General features: G+C 42.6%; 17 protein-coding genes. 6 read left to right on the top strand and 11 right to left on the bottom strand.

The features are described 5' to 3' along the window. Window positions 1-209 (top strand): transposase (locus A5N85_RS03160; protein WP_249023919.1); only part of this gene is annotated, 209 nt, incomplete at its 5' end. On the opposite strand, the gene A5N85_RS03165 is transcribed toward A5N85_RS03160, so the two are convergent. Continuing rightward, a complete protein-coding gene (locus A5N85_RS03165) occupies window positions 168-809 on the bottom strand; it encodes a transporter substrate-binding domain-containing protein (protein ID WP_072575937.1) in 642 nt (213 codons plus the stop codon). The two genes, A5N85_RS03160 and A5N85_RS03165, sit on opposite strands and share 42 nt — an antisense overlap. A gap of 522 nt (window positions 810-1,331) precedes the next feature. On the opposite strand from A5N85_RS03165, the gene purH reads away from it, so the two are divergent. Continuing rightward, window positions 1,332-2,900, top strand: a complete 1,569-nt coding sequence (purH, locus tag A5N85_RS03170; protein WP_072575938.1) for a bifunctional phosphoribosylaminoimidazolecarboxamide formyltransferase/IMP cyclohydrolase — start codon at window positions 1,332-1,334, stop codon at window positions 2,898-2,900. Window positions 2,901-3,082: 182 nt separating this feature from the next. On the opposite strand, the gene tal is transcribed toward purH, so the two are convergent. The 9 genes from tal to ulaG all read right to left on the bottom strand — a co-directional run bounded on the left by tal (window position 3,083) and on the right by ulaG (window position 10,427). Beyond that, window positions 3,083-4,033, bottom strand: coding sequence for a transaldolase (gene tal / locus A5N85_RS03175; protein WP_072575939.1), 951 nt, complete (start codon window positions 4,031-4,033; stop codon window positions 3,083-3,085). 47 nt (window positions 4,034-4,080) lie between these two features. Next, window positions 4,081-4,779 carry an L-ribulose-5-phosphate 4-epimerase gene (gene araD, locus A5N85_RS03180; protein WP_072575940.1) on the bottom strand — a complete coding sequence of 233 codons (699 nt, stop codon included), beginning with the start codon at window positions 4,777-4,779 and terminating at the stop codon, window positions 4,081-4,083. Next, window positions 4,773-5,630: an L-ribulose-5-phosphate 3-epimerase gene (locus A5N85_RS03185; RefSeq protein WP_072575941.1), complete on the bottom strand. Its 858-nt coding sequence runs from the start codon at window positions 5,628-5,630 to the stop codon at window positions 4,773-4,775. Before A5N85_RS03185 ends, araD begins: the two co-directional genes overlap by 7 nt. 85 nt (window positions 5,631-5,715) lie before the next feature. After that, window positions 5,716-6,330, bottom strand: a complete 615-nt coding sequence (locus A5N85_RS03190; protein ID WP_084601591.1) for a glutathione S-transferase N-terminal domain-containing protein — start codon at window positions 6,328-6,330, stop codon at window positions 5,716-5,718. A gap of 63 nt (window positions 6,331-6,393) precedes the next feature. Beyond that, window positions 6,394-7,044: a 3-keto-L-gulonate-6-phosphate decarboxylase UlaD gene (gene ulaD, locus A5N85_RS03195; protein WP_072575942.1), complete on the bottom strand. Its 651-nt coding sequence runs from the start codon at window positions 7,042-7,044 to the stop codon at window positions 6,394-6,396. A gap of 51 nt (window positions 7,045-7,095) precedes the next feature. Further along, a complete protein-coding gene (locus A5N85_RS03200; protein WP_072575943.1) occupies window positions 7,096-7,383 on the bottom strand; it encodes a PTS sugar transporter subunit IIB in 288 nt (95 codons plus the stop codon). 19 nt (window positions 7,384-7,402) lie between these two features. Beyond that, window positions 7,403-8,884 carry a PTS sugar transporter subunit IIC gene (locus tag A5N85_RS03205; RefSeq protein WP_072575944.1) on the bottom strand — a complete coding sequence of 494 codons (1,482 nt, stop codon included), beginning with the start codon at window positions 8,882-8,884 and terminating at the stop codon, window positions 7,403-7,405. 20 nt (window positions 8,885-8,904) lie between these two features. Next, a complete protein-coding gene (locus A5N85_RS03210; protein WP_072575945.1) occupies window positions 8,905-9,360 on the bottom strand; it encodes a PTS sugar transporter subunit IIA in 456 nt (151 codons plus the stop codon). Between the two features lie 8 nt (window positions 9,361-9,368). After that, window positions 9,369-10,427, bottom strand: a complete 1,059-nt coding sequence (gene ulaG / locus A5N85_RS03215; RefSeq protein WP_072575946.1) for an L-ascorbate 6-phosphate lactonase — start codon at window positions 10,425-10,427, stop codon at window positions 9,369-9,371. Window positions 10,428-10,644: 217 nt separating this feature from the next. Between ulaG and A5N85_RS03220 the strand changes: the two genes are divergently transcribed. Beyond that, window positions 10,645-11,403 (top strand): DeoR/GlpR family DNA-binding transcription regulator, encoded by a 759-nt coding sequence (locus A5N85_RS03220; RefSeq protein WP_072575947.1) that lies wholly within the window; start codon window positions 10,645-10,647, stop codon window positions 11,401-11,403. Window positions 11,404-11,413: 10 nt separating this feature from the next. Here A5N85_RS03220 and A5N85_RS03225 read toward each other — a convergent pair whose 3' ends face one another. Then, window positions 11,414-11,839, bottom strand: a complete 426-nt coding sequence (locus A5N85_RS03225) for a SixA phosphatase family protein (RefSeq protein WP_072575948.1) — start codon at window positions 11,837-11,839, stop codon at window positions 11,414-11,416. A 22-nt stretch (window positions 11,840-11,861) separates the two neighbouring features. Between A5N85_RS03225 and A5N85_RS03230 the strand changes: the two genes are divergently transcribed. The 3 genes from A5N85_RS03230 to A5N85_RS03240 all read left to right on the top strand — a co-directional run. Beyond that, complete coding sequence (locus A5N85_RS03230; RefSeq protein ID WP_072575949.1) at window positions 11,862-12,473, top strand: pseudouridine synthase; 612 nt, start codon at window positions 11,862-11,864, stop codon at window positions 12,471-12,473. A 60-nt stretch (window positions 12,474-12,533) separates the two neighbouring features. After that, window positions 12,534-13,535, top strand: a complete 1,002-nt coding sequence (argF, locus tag A5N85_RS03235) for an ornithine carbamoyltransferase (protein ID WP_072575950.1) — start codon at window positions 12,534-12,536, stop codon at window positions 13,533-13,535. Beyond that, on the top strand, window positions 13,532-14,389 hold an 858-nt coding region (locus A5N85_RS03240), incomplete at its 3' end, for a BaiN/RdsA family NAD(P)/FAD-dependent oxidoreductase (RefSeq protein ID WP_072575951.1). The genes argF and A5N85_RS03240, both read left to right, overlap by 4 nt.

The following is a 14,389-nucleotide window of genomic DNA, read 5'->3' on the forward strand; positions in this document are numbered from 1 at the left end:
ATGTCCGCTTTCATAAACGCAGTKATAATTCAAGCAATTCATTGAAGAGGCATGGGCATGAGATAGTTTGGTTACCCCCTTATAGTCCAGACTTAAATCCTATTGAAAAGATGTGGGCTTGGATTAAGCAAATACGCAAAGAATGGCGGATGGATTGTATTGATACTTTATTCTTTTATCTGCTTTGGATTGGGTTGAGTTTTAGATGATTGCACTATATCAATTCCGTCATTGAGTTTTTTTATCAAAGATTTGTTATCTTTATTGGTTAGCATAATTTGCTGTGTTTCAGGAATTGATTTGTCCTCATAAATAGTTACTTCAACAGGAATGGAAGGATAATTTTTGGCAATATAGTCTAGTATTTGCTTATCTTCCACGATCGCATCTAGTTTGCCACTGACAAGTTCTTTAAAATCAAGGAAAATCGTAACTGCTTCATTGATAATACCATTTCCGCCTAATGCTTTAACTTGACTAATCGCTTTACCATTTGCAATACCACCAACGTTTAATGAACGTAAGTCTTCTAATGAGCTAATTTTAAATTGCCCTTTTTTATACATCACAGCAGAGGGGACAAAAACATAAGATTTCGTCAATCCATAATTTTCTGCTCTAAATTGACTCCAAGAAAGTCCAGCAATAGCTACATCTGTTTGTCCAGAGGCAACTGAGTCTCCCAGGTATTGGAATGGCATTGGTTTATATTGAATTTCCATATTTTTCTGTTTTGCAATTGCTTCTATAACATCAATATCAAAGCCAGTAAGATTACCTTTTTCATCAATAAGAACAAAGGGCGGCATTTTGATATAAGTTGCTACACGTAATATTTCTTTTTTTGTGCATTAACATTTCCAATAAATAAAGTAAATAATAGTACAACGAAATAAAAAGTTTTTTTCATATATATACTCGAGCTATAAAAAAGGAGAGACTTTTTATCATAAAAACTCGTATTAGACAAAATATAATTGTTAAAATAATGTTGTTTGTTGTGGTATTTTTGTTTAATTATAAATATAATCTAGAATAATATTATTGAGGCTTTTGTAAAATCCCGTTTTACCCCAATTTTTGCTACGAGTAGAAAAAAATAACGCCATGATTTTAATATTTTTGAAAAATTGAAATTTCTCTATTTGATGTTTTTTTGTAAAGGTCTCTATTATAAATAAATATAAAATGTATTTATATTTATTTATAATTTTATGAAATTAAAAATATACTATAACTTACATATAGTTAAAAGAATAAAAAATGTATTTTTATCTTGGGTTTTTTATTATCTGTAGTATTATATTATTACCTAACAACCAAGGATTATTATGAATAAAAATATACTTCGTCCTAAGCGGGCTTTAATAAGCGTGTCTGATAAAAGTGGACTGGTTGATTTTGCTAAGCGATTAGTTGCTCAGAATATTGAGTTGCTTTCAACGGGTGGAACTGCATCAATGTTAAGAGAGGCGGGCGTGCCCGTAAAAGATGTTGCAGAGCATACAAATTTTCCAGAAATTATGGGCGGACGTGTCAAAACACTGCATCCTAAAATCCATGGAGGAATTTTAGCCCGTCGTGGGACAGACGAAGCTATCATGACTGAAAATCAGATTGCACCTATAGATTTAGTGATTGTTAATCTTTACCCATTTCGTCAAACGATTGAAAAAGAGGGCGTAACTTTAGAGGAAGCTATTGAAAATATAGATATTGGTGGTCCTTCTATGGTTCGTTCAGCAGCAAAAAACCATATTGATGTTACAGTGGTTGTTAATCCCGCCGATTATCCTAGTATTATTGAAGCCATTGAAAATGAAGGAATTCCATTAGAAATGAGACAGCAGCTTGCAGCCAAAGCATTTAGCCATACGGCGGATTATGACCGCGCGATTGCGATTTATTTGTCTCATCAATATAGCGCACCTAAGCAAGATTTTCCTGAACAATTAACACTTAATTATCGCTTAGCGGAACTGTTGCGTTATGGTGAAAACCCGCACCAAAGAGCGGCTTTTTATCAATCTAATCGTCCAACGGGCGCAAGCCTTGCCATGGCTAAGCAGCATCAAGGAAAACAGCTGTCGTATAATAATTATGCGGATGCAGATGCTGCTTTGCGGACGGTCTTACGTTTTACGGAAGATCCAGCATGTGTGATTGTCAAACATGCCAATCCTTGTGGCGTTTCATTGGGTGAAAATTGTTTACAAGCTTATGAACACGCTTATCGAACCGATCCCACCTCTGCTTTTGGTGGCATTATTGCGTTTAACCGTGCATTAGATGTGGAAGCTGCGCAAGAAATTATTAGTCGACAATTTGTAGAAGTTTTGCTCGCACCGGCTTATTCTTCTGCTGCCTTAGAAGTGTTGAAGCAAAAGCCCAATATTCGCGTACTAGAAATTAAAAGTGACGGTCATGATGCTACTGAATGGCAAGTGCAAAGTATTCGTGGCGGTATCTTGGTTCAAGATTGGGACAATGGGGCGCTTGCAGACGGTGAACTAAATGTGGTTACCCAACGTGAGCCAACGCATGACGAGTTGGTTGATTTGTTATTTGCTTGGCGCGTAGTGAAATCAGTGAAATCTAATGCGATTGTATTAGCTAAAGATTTAGCGACTTTAGGGATTGGGGCAGGACAAACTAGTCGAGTCTATTCGGCTAAGATTGCTGCAATGAAAGCGAGAGATGAGCATCTTATGACTACTGATATGGTCTTAGCAAGTGATGCTTTTTTCCCTTTTAGAGATGGTGTTGATGCGGCGGCTGATGCCGGGGTGAGTGCAATTATCCAACCTGGTGGTTCTGTTCGCGACCAAGAAGTCATTGATGCGGCGAATGAACATAATATCGCTATGATATTTACGGGTATGCGACATTTCCGTCATTAAAAATAGTCTTTTTACGCTCATCTATCATGAAAGACTACTAGAATAGTTACAGTGTTAAGATAAATAAAGTAAGCACATACTTTACTGGAATAGTGATCTAATTTTTGTAACGCTTTATTAGCCTTTTACTATAAATAAAAAAGCGCGTTTTTCAACGCGCTTTTTTTCTTAACGAATAATCTTCAGAATTTCTCTTTTAATAAGGTTTCTAATTTTTCTTGGTCAGCGGCAAATTTCCGAATGCCTTCCGCGAGTTTTTCTACTGCCATTGGGTCGCTGTTGTGCGACCATAGGAATTCTGCTTCTGTCATTGACGTAGGTTTTTCAGCCGTTGCGCCAGTGTCTTTGAGTTTTTGTGGCAGTTCGTCTGTGCTTTCTTGTAACTCAGCGAGCAAACCGGGAGCAATGGTTAAGCGATCACAGCCAGCTAGTTCGCGAATTTCTCCAATGTTTCTAAAGCTCGCGCCCATGACAATCGTTGGATAGCCATGTGCTTTATAGTATTGATAGATTTGGGTAACGGATTGCACACCGGGGTCGTTGCTGCCACTATAGTTCGCTTCACTACGATTGGCTTTGTACCAATCCAAAATTCGTCCAACAAATGGCGAGATGAGGGTAACGCCTGCTTCTGCGCAAGCGCGCGCTTGTGCTTGTGAGAAGAGCAAGGTGAGATTACACGCAATCCCCTCTTTTTCTAAGATTTCCGCCGCACGGATGCCTTGCCAAGTAGAGGCAATTTTAATCAGAATACGGTCGTTTTTAATCCCTGCTTCGTTATACAAGCGAATAATTTTACGCGCTTTTTCAACGGTTTTTTGAGTGTCGTAAGACAAGCGCGCATCCACTTCGGTCGAAACTTTCCCCGGCACGATTTTTAAGATTTCTAAGCCGATATTAACGGCTAATTTATCTTGTGCTTCTACTAATTGTTCTGCTGGATGATTGCTTTGCGCTTTGCCATAAGCAATGGCTTCATCAATCAATGCAGCGTATTGTGGTAAGGCAGAAGCACTTAGAATTAAAGAGGGGTTAGTCGTCGCATCTTCAGGCTGATATTTTTTAATGGCTTCGATATCGCCTGTATCGGCAACCACGACGGTCATTTGTTTTAGCGCATCTAGTTGACTCATAAAAAGCTCCTTTATTTAGAGATAAACTGTTAGTTTATCGTTTTTTATTAGTTTTGTCCGTAATACGCGTTTTTGCCGTGTTTGCGCAGATAGTGTTTGTCCAGCAGGGTTTGTTGCATGGCACCGAGTTGTGGGTTGATTTGCAGGCTCATTAGGTTCATTGCCGCAATTTCTTCTAAGACGACGGCATTGTGCACGGCGTTGTGCGCGTCTTTGCCCCAAGCAAAAGGTCCATGAGAAAAGACTAAAGCAGCAGGAATGTCATCAGCTTCGATACCGCGTTCGCGGAAGGTTTCGACAATGACTTTGCCCGTTTCGAGTTCGTATTCACTGTTGATTTCGGCTTTGGTCATCGCGCGGGTGCAGGGTATCGCGCCGTAAAAATAATCGCCATGCGTGGTGCCGAAAGCTTGCAGGTCTTTTCCCGCTTGCGCCCATGCGGTAGCATGGCGGGAGTGGGTGTGGACGATGCCGCCGATGTTGGGGAATTGGCGGTAGAGTTCTAAATGGGTCGGGGTGTCGGATGAAGGTTTTTTATTGCCTTCAACGGTTTTCCCGCTGCTTAAATCCACCACGACCATGTCATCGGCGGTCATGACGTCGTATTCCACGCCTGACGGTTTAATCACAATCACGTTTTTTTCGCGGTCAATGGCGCTGACGTTGCCCCATGTAAAGGTAACCAGTCCGTATTTGGGCAATGTGAGATTGGCTTCTAGGACGGTTGCTTTGAGTGCTTCTAACATGAGATGCCTCCTTCTTTCATTTTCGCTTCTATCCAACGGCGGGCGTTGATGATTTCGGTAACAGGTTCTTCGGCTTTTTCTGTCCACATTTCAATCAGGAATGCGCCGCGGTAGTTGAGTCGCGCCAGTGTTTGGAACAGTCCAACAAAGTCCACACAGCCTTCGCCGAACGGCACGTCGCGGAATTGTCCCGCGCTGTCTTGGGTGACGGCGTAGGTGTCTTTGAGATGGATGGCGCTGATGTGGCGGATGCCTTTTTCGAGTTCGGCAATGGTGTCGTTGTCCCACGCCGAGAGGTTGCCAAGGTCGGGGTAAACGGTGAACCACGGCGAGGCGATGCGTTCGTTCCAATGTTGCCAACGGGTGATGCTGCTCATAAATTCGGTGTCCATAATTTCCATCGAAAGTGTTACGCCGTTGGCAGCTGCCCGTTCCACCGCGCGTTGCATACCTTCTTCGAAACGCTGTACCGTGCCGTCGTCCGCGTCTTCATAATAGACATCATAGCCCGCGAGCTGAATGATGCGGATACCGCAATCCACCGCCAGTTGAATGGCTTTTTTCATGATGTCCCATGCCTGCTCGCGGATAGCGGGGTCGTGGCTGCCAAAGGGAAAACGGCGGTGTCCGGAAAGGCACATTGACGGCACGGTAATGCCGGTATCAAGCACGGCTTTGACCAGTTCGAGGCGCTCCTGTTTACCCCAATCAAGGCGCGAGAGGCGTTCGTTGCTTTCATCCACTGAGATTTCGACAAAGTCGTATCCGCAGGCTTTCGCCAATGCCAAGCGCTCCGCCCAAGTGAGATGCTTGGGCAGCGCTTTTTCGTAAATACCGAGTTTATGGCGCATTTTTCGCTCCGATGGCGGTCGGTTGCCGCCGTGTGAATTTCAATAAGCTCAATAATGTCATCATCATTCCTTATTCTGAAAAGGGTTAGTGATAGCCGCGTAAATCGTGGTAGGTGGGATGAGTCGCCAGCACGCTCGGGCGGATGGCGTGTAATAATCCGTCAAACGGCGAATCATAGGCAGGCGCGGCTAAATCAGGATGGCGCAGGCGCAGATAGTCCAGCGCGATATGTAGTGATAAATCCGCAAAGGTGCGCTTGGCGTGCCGTTTCGGCAGATGCGCTAACGCCGCTTCTAAGGCAAGACGCGAGTTCTCCATCCATAAAGAATTTTCCCCGTAAAAGCGCGGTAACACAGTAACGCGAAACGCGGTTTCCATGAGTTGTTTCGCAAAACTCAGGCATTGCCAATCTTGTTGATTTTGCGGTAAGGGCAGCGCCTCGTCAGGATAATGGCGGATTAAATAAATGCCTGTCAGCACGCTGTCGGTCAGCACCGTATCAGGCGCTATGACTAAGGTCGGTATGGTGGAAAAGGGATTGACGGCGCATAAGGTTGGCGGACGTTGCCAAGGGTCAACCCAATGCAGCGTGCAGTCTTTACGCAGCAATAACAGGGTCGCCAATACCAAGCGTGAAAACGGCGAAGTGTCATTTAAATACAGCTTCATCACGGGCATTTCTAATGCTTCATTTTGCATCACAGAACCATACCTATCAAACACGCACCGCTACGATAAACGGTGCGTATCGCGGTGCAAAAATCAATCGCGCCAGTATTCATCAATCGAGGCATGGAAGGCTTTGGCGGTCGCGGCGCCGGTTTCTTTATCGGCTAAGGCACGTCCGGCGATGAAGCATTTAGCATTGATGTCTTTAAAGATGCCGATTTCTTCCGGCACGATGCCGCCGGTAATGGAAAGTTCCAAGCCAATAGCGGAGAGTTCGCGTAGGAGGTTGAGGTCTTTTTCGCCCCATTTTTGTCCGCTGGCTTGCGCATCACGGCTGCGGTGGTAAATGGCTTGTTTGACGCCCATGTTTGCCCATGCTTTGGCGTCTTCCAGTGTCCAGTTGCCAAACAGTTCGATTTGCACTTCTTTTCCGCGCGCGACCGCGACTTCGTGCGCTTTTTCAATGGTGGCAAGCGAGGCGGCGCACATGACGGTGAACCAGTCCGCGCCTGCATCAAAGGCGATTTCCGCTAAGGTTGAACCGGCATCTGCGGTTTTGTAGTCAGCGACTAAGATGTGATTAGGATAGCGTTCGCGTAAGGTTTCCACCGCTTTTCTGCCTTCGGCGAGGCATAGGATGGTGCCGGCTTCGATGATATCAACGTTTGGTGCGGCAATATCGGCGACTTCTAAGGCTTTGTCTAAACGGGATTGGTCAAGGGCAATTTGAAGTAAGGGTTTCATAAGCGTTTCCTTTAAAGTAAAAAGGCGGGGTCGCCCCCGCCTAAAGAATGATTAAACTAATCCAGCTTCTTGAATGCGGGTTTTGGCTTCGTCCACAGAAAGGATGTTTTTCATTCCAATGACGGTAACGCCTGCCGCTGCCGCGTCTTTAAACATATCGACGAAGTTTGCCGAGCAAAAGACAACATCGAACTGTTTAGCGGTGGATTTGCCTTCAGAGATAGAGCAGTGGTGGATTTTGTCAATTTTAATGTCTAGTTCTTTTAAGGCTTTTTCTACTTTCATTTTCATCATTAAGCTGGTGCCAGCGCCATTTGCGCAAGATACGAGAACTTTCATTTTTATCTCCTTTTATGGTTTAAGCAGCGTCTTTTGGGAAACGACGTTTGTATTCTTCATAATCATCCACAATGAGGAAATAGCCTTCTGGATTAGAGCGGTATTGTAATTGTGGAATGAGGATGAGGATAAAGATAACGATACCAAAGCCGATAAAGGCGGTGTAGTGCATGAGCGTGGTAAAGCCCGGCCAGATAACTGCCCAGTCCCACATGCCAAGGTAACCACCGAATTTATCAAGCCCTGTGAGGTGCGCAATGTAAGCTGAGCCTAATACTTGGCACAATCCCGCAATAAATGGCATGATTAGCGCAGCTTTGTAACCACCGTGACGATTAGAGAATAGTGCAATGGTGGCGTTATCAAAGAACATCGGGATAAACGCCGCTACAATCACGGTTGGGCTGCCCATTGCTAGTAATAACCCAATGCCTAGGAATTGTCCGCAAGCGCCAAGCATGAAGCCAAGGGTAATGGCGTTTTGTGAGCCAAAGCCATAAGTCGCTGCGCAGTCAATACCGGGAACGGCACCGGGTAACCATTTGCTGGAAATTCCATGGAAAGATTCGGTTAACTCTGCTACGAAGGTGCGAACCCCGAGTTGTAGGATAGCGAGGTAAGTCGCGAATTTCATTGCCATGGTCATGATAAAGAAAAAGAAGGTTTCTTCTGGTTTCATGAATTTATTTTCAATGAGGTAGTCTTTGCCAAGAATAGTCATGATGATGCCAAAGAATAAAGTCATCAAAATAGTGGTAGCAACCATGTTTTCATTAAAGATAGACATGAAGCCGGGAAGTTTTATATCTTCAATGCGTTTGCTTTCGGTTTCTGTTTCGCTTTTTTTTCGACCAAAAATGATTTGTGACAGTTTTGAGAAAATAGCAATCGCAAACATTTGTTGGTGTCCAACAGCAAAGCCAGCACCATCTGTTAAGCGTTGAGCTGGCGCTACAGTCAAGTTAGAACCAACCGACCAATAGAGTCCTAGTGCTAATGCCATCATCACCAGCAAAGTGCCATCGCCTAATTCTGGGAAACAAAAAAGTAATAACCAAAAGGCGGTAGCGGATTGCTGCATTTGAACGTGTCCAGTGGTGAATACAGCGCGAAGTTTGGTGTATTTTTGGAAGCGAACTAAGACAATATTAAAAATAAAGGCAATCAGCAAAAGCACCATAACTTGAGAAAATGAGCGCCCCATTCCCTCCATTGCGCGGGTTACTGCCTCTTGCCCGAAGTATGGGTCAATCACAGTAACTGACATATTAAATTGGTCTTTGAGTCCTAATAATACGGGACGGAAACTACTGACTAAGCCGCCAGCACCTGCAATTAAAATAAAATAGCCGACAGAGGCTTTTACAAAGCCTGATAAACATTCATACCAAGGCTTTCTTAACAGTAGATAGCCAATAAATACGATTAAACCAATGAAAAATGCTGGCTGTTTTAGGAAGTTATTGACAAAAAACTCCCAAGGGACTAATAACATCTCCATTAATTTTCTCCTCTTCTAATTTAAATATGATATTTACGGCAAAGTTCACGTAAATCTTTTTCTGTTTCAGCGATAAGTAAATCTTCAATGAGCGCTTCGTTATCAAGCATCATTGCTAAAGCAGAAATATTTTTCAAATGTTGCTCATGATTTTGTGTGGCAATGGTAAAAAATAATCGCGCATCTTTTTCGCGATCATCAGGATCAAAAGCAACGATTTCTTGGGTTTTCATGAAAGAAATAGCGGTTCCGTGAACCCCTTCGGCATTTTCTTGAGAATGTGGCATCGCAATCATTGGTGCAATCACAATATAAGGACCATACTTGTTAATACAATCAATAATTTGTTGAGAATAAGTATTGTCCACTGTGCCGTCAGCTTCCAATGGTTGGCAAGAGGCACGAATTGCCTCTTGCCATGTTGCGAAGCTATCAGCAAAAAGAAAGTGCTTTTTATCAAGCATTTCGCTAAGCATGGCACACCTCACAAAATAGAGCGGAATGGAACATTAGGTTCTTCAGTGAAGCAGTCTTCAAAGCCACGACGATAATGATATTGGAACAGATGCTTATCGCGTGGATAGACGTATTTACCGCCAACATCCCAAATAAACGGATGAAATTTGTATTGCAGAACATCTTTTTTATACTTCCATAAATACATGATTTCATAAGGATCGGCTTTGAAGTTTGTCCATACATCATAATGTAGTGGAATTACTACTTCACAGCCCAAACATTCCGCCATTCTCAGAATATCAATCGAAGTCATCTTATCTTGGTTACCGATAGGATTTTCACCATAAGAACCAAAAGCGACATCAATTTTGTGGTCTTTGCCATGTTTTGCATAATAAATAGAATAGTGAGAGTCTCCGCTGTGATAAATATTACCGCCCGGTGTTTTGAACAGATAATTCACCGCTTTTTCATCCATATTAGTCGGACAAACCCCGCGCACATCTTCTTCTACTGTTACTAAGCAAGTGCGGTCAAAGCTGTCTAAGACCACGATTTCGATATCTTTAATCTTAATCACATCACCGGGTTTCACCACGCGACAACGGCTTTCCGGCACACCATAGCTCAACCATTTATTGACAGATTCTTGCGGACCAATAAACGGCACATCATCGGCGCAATTTTTCAATACCGCAGCCGCAAAGAATGGGTCAATATGATCATTGTGATAATGCGTTGATAACACCGCATCCACAGCCGTTACCGCAAATGGATCATAAACAATTGGCGCTGCACGTAAATTTGGTTGCAAGGCTTTCCCGCCGGTCATGTTGCGCATTTGGTGGAATTTTGCCATTTCTTTGACTTTTTTGGTGCGTTTACCATTACCGAACCATAGGTCTAAAGCAATATTGGTATTATTTTCGGTTTTAAACCACATCCCCGTACAGCCAATCCACCACATTGCAATATTACCCGGCTCAACGACTTCTTCATCAATTTCTTCATTTAGCCAAGTTCCCCATTCTGGGAACGCACCTAATATCCATTTTTCTCGGGTAATCTCATCTACTTTACTCATGGCAATCTCCTGATGAACGTTTTTTGCTAATTTCAAACATTTCTGTTCGACAAAGAATATTTTATTTCAATAATTTTGAGCAAACAAGAGAGTTTTTGTTATTTTTTGAATAAAAACTGCCGTATTATTTAAATAAAGTATGTTCGATTTGAATGTTTTATTTTCAGTCTTGTTATTTGCTACACTAAGGCTATTCATTCATTTTCTCTATCTCTTTATGGAAACTCAGTTTACTTTTCGACAAAAACAAATTATTGATCTCATTAAAATAGAAAAGCGCATCCGTGCTAAAGTATTAGCTGAGCAGTTCTTTGTTTCTGAACTTACTATTCGTCGGGATTTAGACATTTTGCAGGATGCTGGACTTATTCGGCGTTTTCATGGTGGGGCAGAATACCTCCCACCAAATGAGCAAGAAATAAATAAGGAAATTAACCAACGCAAATTGGCTATTGCTAAAGCGGCAGCCAATGCTGTGCAAGATAGCGAAACACTTTTTGTTAATTCTTCTTCTACGGCGTTATTAACATTAGCGCAAATTAAATATAAACACCTGACTGTTATCACAAACAATTGCAAGGCGTTATCATTAGAAGTGGATGCTAGGGTAAAATTGGTTCTATGTGGAGGAGATATTAGCTTTCCAAAAGAAGCACTTACCGGCGAGTTTGCTCTAAGTAGCTTAAATATGGTGACAGCTTCAAAAGCGATTATGGGAGTGAGTGGTCTTAGTTTAGAAACAGGAATGACAACAGCAACCCTAGCGGAAATTGCTGTAAATGAAAAAATGCTCGCTCGTACTTCTGGGGAACGTATTATTGTTGCCGAAAGTTATAAACTAGGGCATAACAGTACTTTTGTTAGCGGGAGAATCAGTGACTTTGACACGCTATACACCGACTCTGATGCTGATAAGAATTTTATTCAGCAATTACGTGAGCAAGGGATAAATGTTGTGTTAGTCCCTTACTCTTAATTTTTAGATCTTAATTGAGAAAATGCGCTTTTAATTGCCAGTGGCTTTCATCTTCAGAGGTTAGCCAAAAAACCTCGCTGTAATTAACTGCGATATATCCATTGGTTTCTAATAGTCCACCGACGATTTGCCCAATCCAAGGTAAATGCCCGACGATGATGGCGCTGTCATCCGTGATACTATTCAATGTCTTTTCAACAACAGAAAAAGCGCCATCAGGATTGAGTCCTGCAAGCGCTATGGGCGTATCGTAGTATTGCGCTGTTTGCTGTCCTCGTAGCGCTTCAGAGCAATAAATAGGAAAGGTTATCTCTTGTTTTTGTAACCAATTTGCTGAGGCATGGGCTTGTTGATGTCCAAGTTTGGTTAAGGCGCGGGATAAGTCATCCATTCCCCAGTCTGCTTGCGCATGGCGCCAAAAAATTCGGTTTTTCATCTTTTTTCCTTACAATAGTGGAATGAATATTGTATTTGAAAATGGCGACATCATTGTCGTAGATAAGCCTGCTGGGCTGTTATCGGTTCCCGGACGCGGAGAAGATAAGCAAGACAGTGTCGAAACTCGGATTAAAAACGTATATCCGGGAGCGGTTGCCGTGCATCGTTTGGATATGGCAACCAGTGGCATTATGCTTTTGGCAAAACATAAAGCTGCTGAACGACACTATAAATCGTGTTTTGAAAAGCGGCAAACAGAAAAACATTATTATGCAATTGTTCATGGGCAACCTTATCCCGCTAGCGGAGAAATTCATTTACCGCTGCGCTGTGATTGGGAAAATCGCCCTCGTCAAATGGTTTGTTTTACCCATGGCAAGCCAGCACAAACGCTTTATCAAACGATTGAAACTACTCAACAGCGAACTCGCCTAAAATTGATCCCAATTACAGGAAGAAGTCATCAATTACGCGTCCATTTAGCTGAAATAGGGCATCCAATTATTGGCGATAATTTATATGCTTATGAGGCTGACTATGATGAACCTCGTTTGCTTTTACATGCGCATTTTTTACAGTTGCCTAATTTGCAAGGCGAGCGGATGCAATTTATTAGTCCTGTTCCATTTTAATCCCAATTTTGACAAGCCTAAAGCCTTAAAAGATAATTTCCTTTTCTTCGGGAGATATGAATGCAACACTGGTATAAACAATCTTTACTTCGGCTATCTGATCATCCGCGAGAGGCGGTTATTGAGTTATTAACGCTTGCTAGCCGATTAAAGCAAGCGAAAAAAAACGATATGGAACGCCCTTATTTGTTGGGCAAAAATATTGCGCTAATTTTTGAAAAAACCAGTACGAGAACACGTTGTGCCTTTGAAGTAGCTGCTGCTGACCAAGGCGCTCATACGACTTATATTGCGCCGGGCAACTCTCAGCTTGGTGAAAAAGAAAGTGTGGCAGATACTGCGCGCGTCTTAGGACGGATGTATGATGCGATTGAATATCGCGGTTTTGCGCAAGAAACGGTGGAAGCACTTGCTAAGTATGCCGGTGTTCCCGTCTATAATGGTTTGACAGATTTAGCACATCCCACACAAATGCTTGCCGATTTACTTACCATGCAAGAGTATAGCAACAAGCCGCTCAATGAAATTGCCTTTGCTTATCTTGGCGATGCTCGGTTTAATATGGGTAATAGTTTATTATTAGCAGGTGCTTTAATGGGCATGGATGTGCGTATTGCTGCGCCACATGCCTATCAACCAGAGCGTAAAATTATTGAGCAGGCACAAGCGCTTGCAAAAAAAAGTGGTGCACGCTTGATGTTAACCTCTGATCCGGTTGAAGCGGTTAGGGATTGTGATTTTGTCCATACCGATATTTGGGTGTCTATGGGTGAAGCAAAAGAGGTTTGGGAAGAGCGTATTGCGGCTTTATTGCCTTATCGGGTTACAACAGAACTAATGACATATGCGATACGCAATGCTAAATTTATGCATTGTTTGCCCGCATATCACGATCGTAGCACGCCTGTTGGCGAGACTTTCTTTAAAAAGCATAAATTAGCTGGCATTGAAGTTTCACATAATGTATTTGAAAGTGAAGCTTCGATTGTCTTTGATCAAGCAGAAAATCGTTTGCATACAATTAAAGCGTTAATGGTGGCAACTTTAAGTGACCAAGTGTGAATGATTTTGATGTCTTAATTATTGGTGGTGGCGCTGCAGGATGCTATTGCGCCATTCATGCCGCTCAACTGGGGCTATCAGTTGCTATTTTAGAAAGAAACCATTCTATTGGCGCAAAAATACGCGTGAGTGGTGGTGGTAGATGCAATCTGACCAATTTATACATTGCACCAGAAGCTTATCTTTCTTCAAATCCCAACTTTGTGCGTTCGGCACTTGCTCGACATACGCAATGGGACTTTTTGACGTGGCTTGAATCGCACCATTTAAAGACAGAGGAAAAAACCTTAGGACAACTGTTCTGTGTACAGAAAAGTAGGGGCATTCTTGCCGTCCTTGGGCAGGCGCTTATCAAGCATCAAGTAACAGTAATAACTGATTGCACCGTTACGAAGCTAGAAAAAAATTCTCAAGGTTACTGTGTAGAAAGCAATCAAGGACAGTACCAAGGAATACAATGTGTGATTGCTTGTGGAGGACCTTCTTTTCCTAAATTGGGTGCAACAGATAGCGCTTTGCATTTTGCCAAACAACTACAAATTGCCAATATTCCTTTTCGCCCTGCGTTGGTTCCTTTTACTTTACGGTCGCCACAAACAGAATTGGCGGGCATTAGCACTGAGGTTATTGTGCAAACGGAAAATGCGCCTAGTTTCCGAGAAAATCTGCTTTATACGCATCGAGGCTTATCTGGTCCAGCTATTTTGCAAATATCCAGTTATTGGCAAAAAGGTAACCCTATTTACGTTGATTATCTTCCGGATTTAGCCACCGACTTTCTGTTACAAGAAAAGCAACAGCGCCCGCGACAAACCCTAGTAAGTATTCTCAAACGACATTTACCCAGTAAATTA

The sequence above is a fragment of the Suttonella ornithocola genome, assembly GCF_001889065.1.
Lineage (GTDB): Bacteria > Pseudomonadota > Gammaproteobacteria > Cardiobacteriales > Cardiobacteriaceae > Suttonella_A > Suttonella_A ornithocola.

Coding starts and splice junctions, on each gene's coding strand:
- A5N85_RS03165 (WP_072575937.1), bottom strand. CDS start 809: ATGCCGCCCTTTGTTCTTATTGATGAAAAAGGTAATCTTACTGGCTTT.
- purH (WP_072575938.1), top strand. CDS start 1,332: ATGAATAAAAATATACTTCGTCCTAAGCGGGCTTTAATAAGCGTGTCT.
- tal (WP_072575939.1), bottom strand. CDS start 4,033: ATGAGTCAACTAGATGCGCTAAAACAAATGACCGTCGTGGTTGCCGAT.
- araD (WP_072575940.1), bottom strand. CDS start 4,779: ATGTTAGAAGCACTCAAAGCAACCGTCCTAGAAGCCAATCTCACATTG.
- A5N85_RS03185 (WP_072575941.1), bottom strand. CDS start 5,630: ATGCGCCATAAACTCGGTATTTACGAAAAAGCGCTGCCCAAGCATCTC.
- A5N85_RS03190 (WP_084601591.1), bottom strand. CDS start 6,330: ATGCAAAATGAAGCATTAGAAATGCCCGTGATGAAGCTGTATTTAAAT.
- ulaD (WP_072575942.1), bottom strand. CDS start 7,044: ATGAAACCCTTACTTCAAATTGCCCTTGACCAATCCCGTTTAGACAAA.
- A5N85_RS03200 (WP_072575943.1), bottom strand. CDS start 7,383: ATGAAAGTTCTCGTATCTTGCGCAAATGGCGCTGGCACCAGCTTAATG.
- A5N85_RS03205 (WP_072575944.1), bottom strand. CDS start 8,884: ATGGAGATGTTATTAGTCCCTTGGGAGTTTTTTGTCAATAACTTCCTA.
- A5N85_RS03210 (WP_072575945.1), bottom strand. CDS start 9,360: ATGCTTAGCGAAATGCTTGATAAAAAGCACTTTCTTTTTGCTGATAGC.
- ulaG (WP_072575946.1), bottom strand. CDS start 10,427: ATGAGTAAAGTAGATGAGATTACCCGAGAAAAATGGATATTAGGTGCG.
- A5N85_RS03220 (WP_072575947.1), top strand. CDS start 10,645: ATGGAAACTCAGTTTACTTTTCGACAAAAACAAATTATTGATCTCATT.
- A5N85_RS03225 (WP_072575948.1), bottom strand. CDS start 11,839: ATGAAAAACCGAATTTTTTGGCGCCATGCGCAAGCAGACTGGGGAATG.
- A5N85_RS03230 (WP_072575949.1), top strand. CDS start 11,862: ATGAATATTGTATTTGAAAATGGCGACATCATTGTCGTAGATAAGCCT.
- argF (WP_072575950.1), top strand. CDS start 12,534: ATGCAACACTGGTATAAACAATCTTTACTTCGGCTATCTGATCATCCG.